Consider the following 14,721-nt stretch of genomic DNA (forward strand, 5'->3'; position numbering starts at 1 on the left):
GGCATGCGGGTGATCGCCCTGGGCGGCGTTTTGGTGATGCTGACGGCAAGCGCGCTTTGGGCGCATGCCTCGGAGCAGGGGTTTGTCCTGCTCTTGCCAACGGATGCCTATATCGCGGCGGGTGGTGCGACCGTGGCCTTGACGATCGTGCTTTTGGCGCTCTTGCCTGGCGGGCTGGCGGCGGCGCTGTTTCGGCCTCTGGCGATGCTACGCACGCGCGGCGTTCCGCTGCGCCATGTGACAAGCGTTCTGGCAGCGGTGGGTCTTGGCGTTCTGGTCTGGCGCGGGCTTGTCGGGTCACGCGATCCGCTGGTCAACCCGATGCCGCTTTTTGTCTGGGTGGTCTGGTGGATCGCGATGGTCTCGGTGCAGGGGCTTATCGGCAATCACTGGCGTTGGAGCAATCCATGGACCGGCCCGGCGGCGGCAATTGCGCGCCTGACGGGGATGCGCGCGCCGCTGCGCTATCCGCGTCGGCTTGGGGTGTGGCCGGGGGTGGTGGTTTTTCTCGCCTATGCCGGTTTTTTGCTGGCCGATCCGGCCCCGGCCGATCCGGGGCGATTGGCGGTTATTGTCGGGCTTTACTGGTACGTCACGCTGGCGGGGCTCTTGCTGTTCGGGCCTGTCTGGATGGTGCGGGCCGAGCCGCTGAGCATTTTGATGCGGGCCTATGGACGCATGTCCCTCTTGGCGCGCGCGCGTGGACGGCTGGCGATTGGCCTGCCCGGCTGGAAGGTGCTCTGTGCCCCCAAGGTTGGGCTTGGGTTGGCGGTGTTCATCCTCTTGATTCTCGGCAGCGGCAGCTTTGACGGGCTGAACGAGACCTTTTGGTGGATGGGTGTTCTGGGGATCAACCCGCTTGAATTTCCGGGCCGTTCGGCGGTGATTGTCCCCAATCTGGTCGGGCTTCTGGTGGCCAATGCGGCGCTGATTGCCGGGTTCATGGTGTGTTTGTGGCTGGGCGAGCGGGTTGCCGGGGGGAATGAGCCGCTGGCGCGCGTGTTTTGCCGCTATGCGCCGACGATCCTGCCGATCGCGCTTGCCTATCACATCGCGCATTACCTGACCTCTTTTCTGGTGGATGGGCAATATGTGCTCAAGGCGCTGAATGATCCGCTGGGGCGGGGGGCGGACCTTTTGGGGCTTGCCGACTATCATGTGACGACGGGGTTTTTGAACACGCCGGGCACGGTAAAGGTGATCTGGCTGGCGCAGGCGGGAACGGTGGTGGCGGGGCATGTGATCGCCATTCTTCTGGCCCACGCCGTGGCGATGCAGCACATCCACAGCACCCGGCGCGCGGTGCTCGGGCAGGCGCCATTGGCGCTTTTCATGGTGCTCTATACCGTTTTTGGCCTGTGGTTGTTGGCCTCGCCGCGCGGGATGTGATGCGCAAAAGGCTGGACAAGGGGCGCAATGCTTCGCAGACTTGGGCGCAACCGGCAGATTTGCCGCGTGTTTTGAGATCAGTGCAGAGGAACCCAGCATGAGCACCCCGAAAAACCGCCCCGAGACCAAGCCTGCAGGCACCACCCGCCGCGGCGCTATGAAAACGCTGGCTGCTGGTCTAGGCGCGGCGAGCCTGCCGATGTGGGCGCGCTACGCCGGTGCGCAGACCGCCGAGCCGATCAAGATCGGCTTTCAGGTGCACCGCACCGGCATCGGCGCGGCCTATGGGCGGTGGTACGGGCGCACCACCGAAGCGGCGGCCAAGCTGATCAACCAGGGCGGCGGTATCAATGGCCGCATGGTCGAGATCGTGGCCGAAGATGATGGTACCGATCCCAAGCGCGGTGCCGAAGTGGTCGAGAAATTCGCCAATCAGCACGGTTGTGATTTGGCATTCGGGACCCTGTTCAGCCATGTGGTTATCGGCTCTGCGCCGCGCGCGGGCGAGCTCAAGATGCCCTATTTCGTGGTTTCTGAAGGGCATCACGTCGCCAGTGGCATGCTCAACCGCTATACGTTGCAGCCCGGTATCACCGACGTGAAAAGCCAGGTGCAGGCGATGGCGCCATTCGTGGCGCAGAACCTTGGCAAGAAGGTCACGATGGTGTTCCCGGATTTCGCATTCGGCCATGATCACCGCGATTTCTTCACCCAGGCGATCGAGGCGCAGGGCGGCGAGGTGCTGGCGCATATCGCGATTCCGCCGTCCGAGACGTCATTTACCAAGTATTTCCCCAAAATTCCGCGTGAAACCGAGGTTCTCTATCATGTGATGGTGGGGCCTGCGGTTCTGACCTTCGTTAAGGAGCTGGGCGAATTCTTTGGTCCCTCGCGGCCGGAAATGTTCGGCTTTATCGACAGCCTTGAAGCGGTGGCCATCGACAGCCCTGGGCTTGAGTATCTTGAAGGCACTTATTTCTGGGAGGGCAACCCGCGCCACGCGCAGGCGGATCAGTCAGAGCACGACAAGTTTTTCCGCGCCGCTGTGGGGGTGAATGATGAAGGCGCCTCGATCAGTGATCCGAGCGATGTGTCGACCTATGCGCATATGTTCGGATGCTGGGAAACGCTGCATGTGATCAAGGCCGGGATGGAAGCGTCTGGGTATAGCGGAACGCAGGATCGCGCCGCTTTGATCGAGGCGGTCGAGGCGATGACCGATATGCCCGAAAGCCTCGCGCATCCGCAGGGCGCCAAGCGGTTCAATGGCAAGACCCACCAGGTGTTCGGACATCAGTATATTTCCAAGGTCACGGGTGGAAAATTGCTGTGCGTTCACAAGACCTCTATCGAGGACACGCTTTACCCGGATGAGACGGACTACACGACGCAATCGTTCTGAGGTGTCATTTTCTTCTGCGAAGAAAATGATCCAGAAAATTCGGCGAATTTTCTGGGGCGTTGCGCTTGTGGCGGTGGCGGGCTGTGGCGCGCCGCCGCCTCCGCCCGAGGCAAGCGATGTGACGCGCCTGGCGGCCGGGATCGCCGCTTTGGGTTCTGAGGTTGACCCTGAAGAGGCGAAGCGCGCGGCGAAGGTGGCCTATGAGTATTCCCATCAGCTTGCGCAGGAGTATCAGATCACTGATCCGCCGATCATCCATAACACCAAAGTCAATCTGGGCCTGAAGCCGCGCGGGCTCTGCTGGCATTGGGCGCGCGATATCGAGGCGCGTCTAAAGCGGGAGAATTTCCAGACGCTTGAGGTGCATCGTGCCGTGGCCAACAGCGATAACGCTTTTCGCCTTGAGCATAGTACCGCAGTGATCTCCCGACGGGGTGATTCCTTTGCCGAAGGCATCGTGCTTGACCCCTGGCGCAAGGGGGGCACGCTGACCTGGGTGCGCACCAAAGACGACGCATGGTACAACTGGGAGCCGCGAAACGAGGTGGTCGCCCGCCAGCTTGAACGCAAGCACGGTCAGATCGTCACCGTGACCAAGGATCAGCGTATCGTCATGGGCCAAACCGAGTTTAGCGCGCAATAATCGCATGTCTTGCGCGGAACGGGCTTGCCCCCTGTGGCGATGCCGGGCAATCCTTATGCCAGAATGGATTTGGGCCCTTACATATTGCTGGCCTCGCTTGAGGGCGCGATCACGGCGGCGGTGCTTGCGCTGACGGCGGTCGGGCTGTCGCTTGTTTTCGGCGTGATGCGGGTGGTCAATATTGCCCATGGCGAGTTTTTCATGCTGGGCGCAGTGATTGCCTGGTGGATCGCGCATAGCTTTGGCGGCCATCCGGCGCTCGGGTTTGGTGTGGCGCTGATCGCGGCGCCGCTTGTCGTGGGCGCGCTTGCCGTGGCCGCCGATATGACCATCCTCAAACGGCTGAACTATGACCCCGAGCGCACCATCGTGGCCACCATCGGTGTGCTTTATATCATCCAGCAAATGACCCTGATGGGCTATGGCCCTGATGCGCGCCCGGTCGAGGCGCCGTTCAACACACGTCTGGCGATTCCGTGGTTTGAGCATGGCGCCGACGGCTGGGCGATGATCTGGCCCTGGGGGCTTGGCACCACGAGTTACAAGTTGGCGGTGATCGGCGCGGCGGTGGTCCTGTTATGCGGTGTCTGGCTCCTGATGTCGCGGACGCGCTTTGGTCTTGTGATGCGGGCCACGCAGGCGGATCGTGACATGGCGCAGGCCTTTGGCATCCCGGTCGAGAGGGTCTATGCGCTTGTCTTTGGTCTTGGGGCCGCGTTGGCGGCGCTGGCCGGGGTGTTGATCGTGCCCATTCAGCAGGCGCATTACCTGATGGGCGCCGATCCACTTTTGCTGTCGTTCATCGTCGTGATCATCGGCGGGCTTGGAAGCCTGCCGGGCACGGTGCTGGCCGCCGTGTTGATCGGGCTTAGCGATGGCATCATCTCGGTGTTTTTCTCGCCGACGCTGGCGAAAATCCTGGCGACGCTGCTTGTTGGCCTCGTGCTTGTGTTTCGCCCGCAGGGCCTGTTCGGGGCGCGATCCGAATGAGCGGCGGCGCGCGGGTGATTGCGCTTCATGGCGGGTTGATCGCGTTGTTGTTCGTGCTGCAATTCGTGCTGCCCGCCTATCACCACGGCAATCTTGCACGGATCATGGTGCTGGCCAGCTATGCGGTCGGGTATAACATCCTGTTCGGCTATACCGGGTTGCTCAGCCTTGGGCATGCGCTGTTCTTTGCGGCGGGCATGTATGGCATGGGCCTTGGGATTCAGCACCTTGGCCTGACACCGGCACCGGCGCTTGTGCTTGGGCTTGTGGCGGGGGCGGTGGTTTCGGGGGGGCTGGCGCTTTTGGCGCTACGCACGACCGGGGTGGCCTTCATGATCGTGACGCTGATGTTCGCGCAGGTCGGTTACCTGACGATCCTTTATTTCGGCGAATATACCCGTGGCGACGAAGGGTTCGTGATCCAACAAGCGCAGCGCGTGCTTTGGGGGATCGACCTTAGCGATCCGGGTAACCGGTATTTCGCCGCGCTGATCCTGTTCGGAAGCTGCCTCATGCTGAGCCTTTGGCTGGTGCGTGCGCCGTTTGGCAAGGTTCTGGTGGCGATCCGCGAGAATGAGGAACGCGTGCGCATGCTGGGCTATGACATCTTCGCGCATAAGTTGGCGGCGATGGTCATTTCGGGCACCATCGCGGCGGCGGCGGGGGCGTCATACGGGCTGTTGTTCGGCTATGCGGGGGCAAGTTTTGCAAGCGTTCAGTATTCGATCTTTCCGCTTTTGTGGGTACTTTTGGGCGGCGCAGGAACGGTTTTGGGCCCCTTTATCGGCACGCTGTTCATGTTCTACCTGATTGATCTTAGCTCGGGCGTGACCACCGCCTATATGCTGATCGCCGGTGTGGCGCTTGTGCTTTTGACGCTGTTCGCGCCGCAAGGATTGATGGGCGAATTGCGCCGCCGGGTCTGGCGGGGGCTGCCATGACGACGCTATTGGCGACGCGGGGATTGTCGAAACACTTTGCCGGGCTGCGCGCGGTCGAGGGGGTGGATTTCGATCTGCCCGAGGGTGAAGTGCGCGCGCTGATCGGCCCCAACGGCGCGGGCAAGACCACGCTGGTGAGCATGATTTGCGGGCGGATTTCCCCCTCGGAGGGGCAGGTGATCTTTGAGGGGCGCGATATCACCGCGCTTCCGGCGCATAAGCGGATCATGCTTGGCATGGCCTATACCTTTCAGATCACCTCGGTCTTTGACGGGCTGAGTGTTGGCGAAAACGTGGCCCTTGCCGCGCGCCGCCGCCTTAAGGGGGCAAAGGTCACCCCGGCGGTCGATGACGCACTTGCGCGGGTCGGTCTGCTGGATCGCAAGGCGCAGGAGGCGGGGGATCTGTCCTATGGCCATCAGCGCCTTTTGGAGATCGCCATGGGCCTCGCGCAATCGCCGCGCCTGTTGATCCTCGACGAGCCGACGCAGGGATTGGCCGAGGGCGAGATTGCCGAGTTCAAGACGCTGATCCGCGAGTTGGCGGGCAAGACCACGATCCTGTTGATCGAGCATAACATGAGCGTGGTGATGGAGCTTGCCGACCGGATCACGGTGCTGAATTTCGGCGAGGTTCTGGCCGAGGGCACGCCAGATGAAATCCATGCCAATGGCGCGGTTCAGACCGCCTATCTTGGGGGGGATCATGCTTCGGCTTGAGGGGATCAACGCCGGATATGGCCGCGCGCAGGTGCTGCGCGACCTGAGCCTTGAGGTGGCCCCCGGCGAAATCCTGTGCCTGTTGGGGCGCAACGGCGCGGGCAAGACCACCACCATGCAGGCGATCATGGGGCTGTTGCCGTTGATGTCGGGCCGGGTCATGCTTGACGGGCAAGAGGTCAGCCGCCTTCCGGCCTATAAGGTGCCGCGCGCGGGCATCGGGTATATCCCGCAGGGGCGGCGCTTGTTCGCGGAGCTTACCGTGGCGCAGAACCTTGAAATCGGGTTGCGCGCGCGCAAAAGCGGGCCAGAGGTTCTAGACGAGGTGCTCGCGCTTTTCCCGCGTTTGCGCGAGCGTTATGGTCAGCGGGCGCAGACCCTCTCGGGTGGCGAGCAGCAGATGCTGGCGACGGCGCGCGCGCTCTGCCTGCGCCCCAAGGTGCTTTTGCTGGATGAGCCGACCGAGGGGCTTCAACCTTCGATGATCGAGGCGATCCGGCAGGTGATCGTCAAGATGCGCGACGAAGGCGTCGCGATCCTGTTGGTGGAACAGCGGGTTGATGCGGTTTTATCGGTGGCCGACCGGGTGGCGTTTATCGAGAACGGCCGCAACACCGAGACATTGCCCGCCGAGGCGCTGCGCGCGGATCATTCGATCGTGGATCGCTATATCGGGGTTTAGCGCTTGAAGCATGTCGCGTTCACTCAAAATTCACGCGACATGCTCTGACCTAATGATTTCGCATGTTCGAGAAGCTCAAAACCGGGTCCCACTTTTGAGCAACATGCTCTAAAATCAGCGGGTGTATTTGATGAAAGGCGTCAGGGTGCCGATCCGGTCATAAAGCTTGCGCGCCTCTGCGTTGAACTCCTGTGTGAGCCAATAAACCGAGGGGCAGCCATCGCGATCGGCCTGCGCATAGACCGCCTCGATCAGCTTGCGCCCGACGCCCATGCCGCGCGCCTCTGGGGCGACAAAGAGATCCTGCAGGTAACAGGCCTTTTCGATCCGCCAGTTGTGCGGATGATAGATATAATGGACAAGGCCCACCGGATTGCCACCGCTGAGCGCCAGAAAGCCGTTCTGATCCGGGTGATCGGGCGAGCAGAGCCGCGAAAACGTGGTCTTATAGATCGTGTCGGGCAGGGTGGTTTCATAAAACGTCAGATAGTCGCGCCAAAGCGTCGTCCACTTGGGTTTGTCACCGGTCTGGATGGGGCGGATCGTGATGGTCATGTGCGGCCTGATCTTTGGGAGCGTGAAAGATCAGTTTGTGCCTAAACCCGTGTCAGGGAAAGTAAAATCGCGCCTCATTTCGAGGCATTTTTTTCGCCAAGGCGCGCGCAAGCATCCACCATTGCGGGTGCCGCGGCGCGCCCTGACAGGCATGGCGTTACTGCGCCGCCACCGCCTTGGGGTCGGCGAGGGTTACGATATCCATCATTATGGTGTTGAGCTCAAAGTCCTTGGGGGTATAGACCCGCGCCACGCCCATTTCGCGCAGGCGCTTGGCGTCATCCTCGGGGATGATGCCGCCGACGATCACCGGCACATCGCCAAGCCCCGCCTCGCGCATCCGCGCCATAAGGTCTTCGACCAGCGGCATGTGGCTTCCCGACAGGATCGAGAGGCCGACAACATGGGCCTCGTCCTCAAGCGCGGTGCGCACGATTTCCTCGGGGGTCAGGCGGATACCGGCATAGCCGATATCCATGCCGCAATCGCGGGCGCGAAAGGCGATCTGTTCGGCGCCGTTGGAATGGCCATCAAGCCCCGGCTTGCCGACCAGAAACTTGAGCCGCCGCCCAAGGCGGTCGCTGACCGTATCGACGGCGGCGCGGATATCATCAAGGCCCTCGGTCATGTTCGAGGGGTTGGCCGAGACGCCGGTCGGGCCGCGATATTCGCCAAAGACGGCGCGCATCTGTGCGGCCCATTCGCCGGTGGTCACACCGACGCGGGCGCAGGCAATCGAAGGCTCCATCACGTTGCGCCCCTCGGCGGCGGCGGCGCGCAGATTGGCGAGCGCCTCTTTCACGGCCCCCGCGTCGCGGTTGTTGCGCCAGTCGTTCAACCGGTTGATCTGTTCGGCCTCGACGGCCGGGTCGACCACCATGATGCCGCCATCCTCGGTCTGCAGCGGCGAGGGCTCTCCCTCTTGCCAGCGGTTGACGCCGACAACGATGGTTTCATTGCGCTCGATCCGGCCAAGGCGTTCGGCGTTGCTATCGACAAGGCGGGCCTTCATGTACTCAATCGCATCGACCGCGCCGCCCATGCTGTCGATATTGGCCAGCTCGTGACGCGCGCCGTCCTTGAGCGCTTCGACCTTGGCATCGACCGCCGGATTGCCTTCGAACAGATCGTCGAACTCCAGAAGGTCGGTTTCATAGGCCAGAATTTGTTGCATGCGCATCGACCATTGCTGATCCCAGGGGCGCGGCAGGCCAAGCGCTTCGTTCCAGGCGGGCAATTGCACGGCGCGGGCGCGGGCCTTTTTGGAGAGGGTCACGGCCAGCATCTCAATCAGGATGCGGTAGACGTTGTTTTCGGGCTGTTGCTCGGTCAGGCCAAGGCTGTTGACCTGTACGCCATAGCGAAAGCGGCGGAATTTCGGATCGCTCACGCCATAGCGGGTTTCTAGGATTTCACCCCAGAGATCGACAAAAGCGCGCATCTTGCACATCTCGGTGACAAACCGGATGCCGGCGTTCACAAAGAACGAAATCCGCCCGGCAAGCGCCGGGAAATCCTCGGGTGCGACGCGCGGTTTTAGCTCGTCAAGAACGGCGGTGGCGGTGGCCAAGGCAAAGGCCAGCTCTTGCTGCGGTGTCGCGCCGGCCTCTTGCAGGTGATAGGAACAGACGTTCATCGGGTTCCATTTCGGCACGTTCTTATAGCAATATTCGGCCACATCCCCGATCATCTTGAGGCTGGGTTTCGGCGGACAGATATAGGTGCCCCGGCTCAGGTATTCCTTGATCAGGTCGTTTTGCACGGTGCCCTGAAGCGCGGTGACATCCGCGCCCTGTTCCTCGGCGACCGCGATATAAAGCGACAACAGCCAAGGCGCGGTGGCGTTGATCGTCATCGAGGTGTTCATCTGATCGAGCGGGATATCGGTAAACAGCGCGCGCATGTCGCCAAGGTGGCTTACCGGCACGCCGACCTTGCCGACCTCGCCGCGCGCCAGAATATGATCGCTGTCATACCCGGTCTGCGTCGGCAGATCGAAAGCCACCGAAAGCCCGGTCTGCCCCTTGGCAAGGTTGGCGCGATAAAGCGCGTTCGAGGCCGAAGCGGTGGAATGGCCCGCATAGGTCCGGATAAGCCAGGGACGATCCTTGGTCTGGTCTTTCTGCGTCTGCGACATGATGGGGCCTCGTGAATCGGTTTGGGTAATTTTGTTACGTTCGGCTTCGGTTATATGCAATAAAATGCCGCTGTCAATTCGCTGCATCGCGGCATGGCTTCATTTACACAGGCATTTACGCGGGGTGCAAACCCTGCTTTGCTGCGCGCATGGGGAATGTGGTGGAAATGCCCGTTTGGGCGCTGATCTTGCTTGTTGCGTTTGCGGGTGTGACATTTGCCTCGCATTTCCTGTTTCCGTCGGTGCGCTGGTTTTTCCGTCGACGCATGGAAAAGGTGGTGGCCAAGCTCAACACCCGGCTGGAGCGCCCGATCGAGCCGTTCAAGCTTGCGCGGCGCCATGACATGATTCAGCGGCTGATTTATGACCCCGAGGTGAACCGCGCAATTGTCGCCCATGCCAAGGCTCAAGGCATCCCCGAGAACGTCGCCTTTGAACAGGCCAAAGGCTATGCCCGCGAAATCGTGCCAAGCTTTAGCGCCTCTGCCTATTTCGGCTTTGCGATCCGTGCCGCGAAATGGCTGAGCTGGTCGTTATACCGCGTGCGGCTTGGCCATTTCGATGCCGCCGCCTTGAGCGCGGTGGATAAAGAGGCGACGGTGGTCTTTGTGATGAACCACCGCAGCAACATGGATTACGTTCTGGTGACATGGCTTGCGGCGGAACGCTCGGCGCTTAGTTATGCGGTGGGCGAATGGGCGCGGGTCTGGCCGCTTAGCCGGTTGATCAAGGCGATGGGGGCCTATTTTATCCGCCGCAAATCGCGCGGTGATCTCTATCGCAGGGTCCTGGCGCGCTATGTCGGGATGGCCACCGATGGCGGCGTGACCCAGGCGATGTTCCCGGAAGGCGGGCTGAGCCTTGATGGCGCATTGGCGCCACCCAAGCTTGGTTTGCTGAAGTACCTTGTCGAAGAGCGCACCCCCGGTGTGCGCGATGTGGTGTTCGTGCCGGTCGCCCTTAATTACGACCGGGTGTTCGAGGATCGTCTTTTGGTCGCCGCAGGACAGGCCGGCGGGCGCAAGTTTCCGGCGCGTATAAGTGTGATCGGGCGCTTTATCCTCAAGCAGATATGGCTGCGCCTGCGCGGGCGATATCACCGGCATGGTTATGCGGCGGTCAGCTTTGGTGCGCCGCTATCGCTCACGGCGTTCGAGCGCGATCATCCGGGAGCGGGGATCGAAGGCCTTGCCGCGCTTTTGATGGAGCGGATCGGCCAAGAGGTTCCGGTGCTGCCCGTGCCGCTTGTGGCGCGGGCGATGTTGCTGGCCAAGGCCCCGCTGAGTCTGAGCGAGATTGAGGAACGCGTCGCCGCCATGGCGGCGGATTTGCCCAACGCCTATCTGCATCTGCCGCGTGACGATATCGGTTATGGCGCGCGGTTTGGTCTTCAGGCCTTGACCAAGCGCGAGATGGTGCAAGAGGCCGATGGTAAGTATTCGGTGGTCGAGCATGAGCGGCCCATCGTTGAGTTCTACGCGGCCTCGATCGCCCATCTTTTTCGCGATTGCAGCACGAAATAGCGGTAATTTCTGCGTTCGCTCGGTCATAAAATTACAAAAATGCACCCTTTGGCATTGCATTGTTGCGTTTCGACGGATATTTCAAGGGCAGAGAGGCGCGATTCTGCGTCGCGGCAATTTTGTGACAGGAGGCTATCATGGCTTTGGATACAGAACCGGGTATTGCGCCCTACGAGGCACCCGAAAAAGACCTGTACGAGGTCGGTGAAATGCCGCCCCTGGGCTATGTCCCCAAGCAGATGTATGCCTGGGCCATCCGGCGCGAGCGCCACGGCGAGCCCGACAAAAGCTTTCAGATCGAGGTGGTCGATACCCCCATTCTGGACAGCCACGAAGTGCTGGTTCTGGTGATGGCGGCAGGTGTTAACTATAACGGCGTTTGGGCCGGCCTCGGTGTTCCGATCAGCCCGTTTGACGGCCATGGCGCCGATTACCATATCGCAGGTTCCGATGCCTCGGGCATCGTCTGGGCTGTGGGGGATCGGGTCAAGAACTGGAAGGTGGGCGACGAGGTTGTCATTCACTGCAACCAGGATGATGGCGACGACGAGGAATGCAACGGCGGCGATCCGATGTTCTCGCCGAGCCAGCGGATTTGGGGCTATGAAACCCCCGATGGGTCGTTTGCCCAATTCACCAACGTTCAGGCGCAGCAATTGCTGCCGCGTCCCAAGCACCTGACATGGGAAGAATCGGCGTGCTACACGCTGACGCTTGCCACCGCCTATCGGATGCTGTTCGGCCATCACCCGCACGAGCTTAAGCCCGGTCAAAACGTTCTGGTCTGGGGCGCCTCGGGTGGTCTTGGGTCGTTTGCCATTCAGTTGATCAATGCCGCAGGCGGCAATGCCATCGGCGTGATCTCGGATGAGGACAAGCGCGAGTTTGTGATGGACCTTGGCGCCAAGGGTGTGATCAACCGCAAGGACTTTAGCTGTTGGGGGCAACTGCCCACCGTGAACACGCCGGAATATGCTGCGTGGTTCAAGGAAGCGCGCAAGTTCGGCAAGGCGATCTGGGACATCACCGGCAAGGGCAATAATGTCGATATCGTGTTTGAGCACCCCGGCGAGGCGACCTTTCCTGTGTCCAGCCTGGTGTGTAAAAAGGGCGGCATGGTGGTGATCTGCGCCGGGACCAGCGGCTTTAACTGTACCTTTGACGTGCGCTATATGTGGATGCACCAAAAGCGCCTGCAGGGCTCGCACTTTGCCCACCTCAAACAGGCGGCATCGGCCAACAAGCTGATGATCGAGCGCCGGATTGATCCCTGCATGTCGGAAGTGTTCCCTTGGGACGAGATTCCAGCCGCGCACCTCAAGATGCTGCGCAACGAGCATAAGCCGGGCAATATGGCGGTTCTGGTTCAGGCCCCGCGCACCGGGTTGCGCACGGTCGAGGACGTGGTCGAGGCCGGCCGTTCATAAATCAGCTTTGGGTTTAGCGACCTGAAACCGCCCGCGAATCGCCCGATCGATTCGCGGGCGGTCTTCGTTTTGGTGCATCTCAATGCGGCCAAATACTTAGCTAAGGACCGCCTCGCTATTTCTGGGGAGTTGTTATTCGCGAATAACACCGCATTTCGATACGTGTTATGGTTGTGTTAACTCTTTATTAACCAGTGTTACGCGAGGCTGATAGATGCGAAACGAATGGATACTCGACGTTCTTGCCGATCTACAGACATTTGCCCATGAAAACGGGATGAGTGTTTTGGCCGAACAGCTGGATTATACACGGCTGGTGGCCGCGACCGAGCTTGCGTTGACTGGGGAAGGACATTCCGCGAATGAGCGCAACCCCGCCCGTGCGGCTGGAAACGTTATTGGAGGTCTTGGAACATGCCTCTGATCTGGAGGCTTTGCAAAGGCTGATCGAACAATTTCGCGATCTGCTGAGTGTCGATCATATGGTTTATCACTGGGTCAGCGGCGCCGGTGAGCAATACGGCTGTGGCACCTATTCCCCGACTTGGGTGCAACGCTATCTCGATCAGGAATATGTGCGCATCGACCCGGTCATTCAGGGCTGTTACAAGCGGTTTCATCCGGTGGATTGGAAGCGGCTTGACTGGTCAAGCAAGGCGGCCCGCGCCTTTCAGGCCGAGGCGATAGACTTTGGAATCGGAAATCAGGGCTATTCAGTGCCGGTGCGCGGGCCAAACGGCCAGTTCGCGCTTTTTACCGTTAGCCATAATTGCGATGATCTTACCTGGGCGGCCTTCACCGAAGACCACCGGCGCAATCTGATCCTGATCGCACATTACTTCAACCAGAAAGCGCTTGATTTCGAGCCGGATCGTAACCCCGGCCAGGTTCAACCCCTGTCGCCACGCGAGGTTGACGGGCTTACCCTTTTGGCAATGGGCTATAGCCGGGCGCAGGTGGCGCAGACGCTCAGCATCTCGGAACATACCCTGCGGGTTTACGTTGAATCGGCGCGCTTCAAGCTTGGGGCGGTCAACACCATCCATGCGGTGGCGCGCGCCACCAGCCGCGGCTTGATCGTGGTCTGAGTCCACGAAAAAGGGGCGCAGACGGCGCCCCTTTTCCAAACTCTTTTATCGCCCTCAGATCTTGAGGTTGGGGATGATCTGTTTCTTGCGGCTCATGATGCCGGGCAGAACGACAGCATCGCCCGACACGGTCGCGCCAAAGGATTTCTCGGCGAGGGTTTTCACCAGATCGTTGGGCACCAAAAGCGTGGCTTCCTCGTTGAGGATGTCGACCACGAACAGCAAAACCTGATCCACGCCATCTTCGGCGGCCACGGTTGTCATGGTGTTCATCAGGCTGGCCTTGCGGTCAAGCACGGTCGCGGGGGCGGTGGTTTCAAGAACGCTGACGCGAAGCTTGGTCCCACCAACAGCGTATTCTTTCGAATCCATCCGCAGCAGTTCGGCGTCGGAAAAGGCCGAGACATCGGATTTCGCGGTGAACATTTCGGCGGCATAATCGGCGATCACGATGCCAAGGTCTTCGGCAAGCGCATGCGCGATGGCCTTGTCTTCCTGCGTCGTGGTCGGCGAGCGGAATTCAAGCGTATCGCTCAGGATACAGGTCAGCATCGCGCCTTTGATGGCGGTCGGCATCTGCGCCATATCCTTGCCGATCATCTTGTACATGATCGTCGCGGTGCAGGCCAAAGGCTCGATCCGGATGTCGATGGGGCCTTTGGTTTCGAGGCCGCCGACAAGCTTGTGATGGTCGATGATGCCACGGATGTCGGCGGCATTGATATCGGCCGGAAGCTCGGCCGGGTTGTTGGTATCCACGATCACCACCGGCGCATCGGCGGCGACGCCATCTATGATTTGCGGCTTGTCGAGATTCCAGCGCTCAAGCATGAACAGCGCCTCGGTGTTGGGTTCACCCAAGAGGGCGGGCGCGGCGGGAATGCCCTTTACGTCGTTCAGATACCAGGCCCAGATGATGGGCGAGCCGGTTGAATCGGTGTCGGGCGATTTATGGCCAAAAACAAGTGTTGTCATGTGGGATCATCCTGTGGGTCTGTCTGATTTGCGCGCCTTATAGGCGGGCGCGGACGGTTTGTCACCTCCAATGCTGCGCTGCGGCATGGCTTCCGGTGGCAAACGCCGGTCAAAGCGCTGAATTTTATGGACCATTGGTGTTGACTCCGTTTCGCGTGGTCCCTAGCTATGCGTCGTTAGCACTCGGCGAGACTGAGTGCTAACGACCCCCTCGGAGGGGTCATAGGGAGAAACTTTGAGCCAAGGAGCC

At 60.7% G+C, this 14,721-nt stretch carries 13 protein-coding genes; 10 read left to right on the forward strand and 3 right to left on the reverse strand.

Annotated features, from left to right (window positions below; translation table 11 throughout):
* Positions 1–3 precede the first annotated feature (3 nt).
* The 7 genes from ROG8370_RS10750 to ROG8370_RS10780 all read left to right on the forward strand — a co-directional run bounded on the left by ROG8370_RS10750 (position 4) and on the right by ROG8370_RS10780 (position 6,766).
* Positions 4–1,389 carry a hypothetical protein gene (locus ROG8370_RS10750; protein ID WP_085827087.1) on the forward strand — a complete coding sequence of 462 codons (1,386 nt, stop codon included), beginning with the start codon at positions 4–6 and terminating at the stop codon, positions 1,387–1,389.
* Between the two features lie 97 nt (positions 1,390–1,486).
* Positions 1,487–2,791 carry an ABC transporter substrate-binding protein gene (locus tag ROG8370_RS10755; protein ID WP_085827088.1) on the forward strand — a complete coding sequence of 435 codons (1,305 nt, stop codon included), beginning with the start codon at positions 1,487–1,489 and terminating at the stop codon, positions 2,789–2,791.
* 25 nt (positions 2,792–2,816) lie between these two features.
* Positions 2,817–3,434: a hypothetical protein gene (locus ROG8370_RS10760; protein ID WP_085827089.1), complete on the forward strand. Its 618-nt coding sequence runs from the start codon at positions 2,817–2,819 to the stop codon at positions 3,432–3,434.
* Positions 3,435–3,497: 63 nt separating this feature from the next.
* A complete protein-coding gene (locus ROG8370_RS10765) occupies positions 3,498–4,424 on the forward strand; it encodes a branched-chain amino acid ABC transporter permease (protein WP_085827090.1) in 927 nt (308 codons plus the stop codon).
* A complete protein-coding gene (locus tag ROG8370_RS10770; protein WP_085827091.1) occupies positions 4,421–5,365 on the forward strand; it encodes a branched-chain amino acid ABC transporter permease in 945 nt (314 codons plus the stop codon). The genes ROG8370_RS10765 and ROG8370_RS10770 overlap by 4 nt, the downstream gene beginning before the upstream one ends.
* Positions 5,362–6,084, forward strand: a complete 723-nt coding sequence (locus ROG8370_RS10775) for an ABC transporter ATP-binding protein (RefSeq protein ID WP_085827092.1) — start codon at positions 5,362–5,364, stop codon at positions 6,082–6,084. The genes ROG8370_RS10770 and ROG8370_RS10775 overlap by 4 nt, the downstream gene beginning before the upstream one ends.
* On the forward strand, positions 6,071–6,766 hold the full coding sequence (locus tag ROG8370_RS10780; RefSeq protein ID WP_085827093.1) for an ABC transporter ATP-binding protein: 696 nt from the start codon (positions 6,071–6,073) through the stop codon (positions 6,764–6,766). Before ROG8370_RS10775 ends, ROG8370_RS10780 begins: the two co-directional genes overlap by 14 nt.
* Before the next feature lie 114 nt (positions 6,767–6,880).
* Here ROG8370_RS10780 and ROG8370_RS10785 read toward each other — a convergent pair whose 3' ends face one another.
* Positions 6,881–7,321, reverse strand: a complete 441-nt coding sequence (locus ROG8370_RS10785) for a GNAT family N-acetyltransferase (protein ID WP_085827094.1) — start codon at positions 7,319–7,321, stop codon at positions 6,881–6,883.
* A 157-nt stretch (positions 7,322–7,478) separates the two neighbouring features.
* Positions 7,479–9,545: a methylmalonyl-CoA mutase family protein gene (locus tag ROG8370_RS10790; RefSeq protein ID WP_503128341.1), complete on the reverse strand. Its 2,067-nt coding sequence runs from the start codon at positions 9,543–9,545 to the stop codon at positions 7,479–7,481.
* A gap of 62 nt (positions 9,546–9,607) precedes the next feature.
* On the opposite strand from ROG8370_RS10790, the gene ROG8370_RS10795 reads away from it, so the two are divergent.
* The 3 genes from ROG8370_RS10795 to ROG8370_RS10805 all read left to right on the forward strand — a co-directional run bounded on the left by ROG8370_RS10795 (position 9,608) and on the right by ROG8370_RS10805 (position 13,496).
* Entirely contained in the window at positions 9,608–10,981 is a 1,374-nt protein-coding gene (locus ROG8370_RS10795; RefSeq protein ID WP_085827096.1) for a 1-acyl-sn-glycerol-3-phosphate acyltransferase, read from the forward strand.
* A 137-nt stretch (positions 10,982–11,118) separates the two neighbouring features.
* On the forward strand, positions 11,119–12,408 hold the full coding sequence (gene ccrA / locus ROG8370_RS10800) for a crotonyl-CoA carboxylase/reductase (RefSeq protein WP_085827097.1): 1,290 nt from the start codon (positions 11,119–11,121) through the stop codon (positions 12,406–12,408).
* Positions 12,409–12,770: 362 nt separating this feature from the next.
* Complete coding sequence (locus tag ROG8370_RS10805) at positions 12,771–13,496, forward strand: helix-turn-helix transcriptional regulator (RefSeq protein WP_085827098.1); 726 nt, start codon at positions 12,771–12,773, stop codon at positions 13,494–13,496.
* A 54-nt stretch (positions 13,497–13,550) separates the two neighbouring features.
* Here the strand turns inward: ROG8370_RS10805 and ROG8370_RS10810 are convergent, their stop codons facing one another.
* A complete protein-coding gene (locus ROG8370_RS10810; RefSeq protein ID WP_085827099.1) occupies positions 13,551–14,471 on the reverse strand; it encodes a manganese-dependent inorganic pyrophosphatase in 921 nt (306 codons plus the stop codon).
* Positions 14,472–14,721 lie beyond the last annotated feature (250 nt).

The sequence above is a fragment of the Roseovarius gaetbuli genome (genome assembly GCF_900172365.1).
In the GTDB taxonomy this organism is placed as follows: Bacteria; Pseudomonadota; Alphaproteobacteria; order Rhodobacterales; family Rhodobacteraceae; genus Roseovarius; species Roseovarius gaetbuli.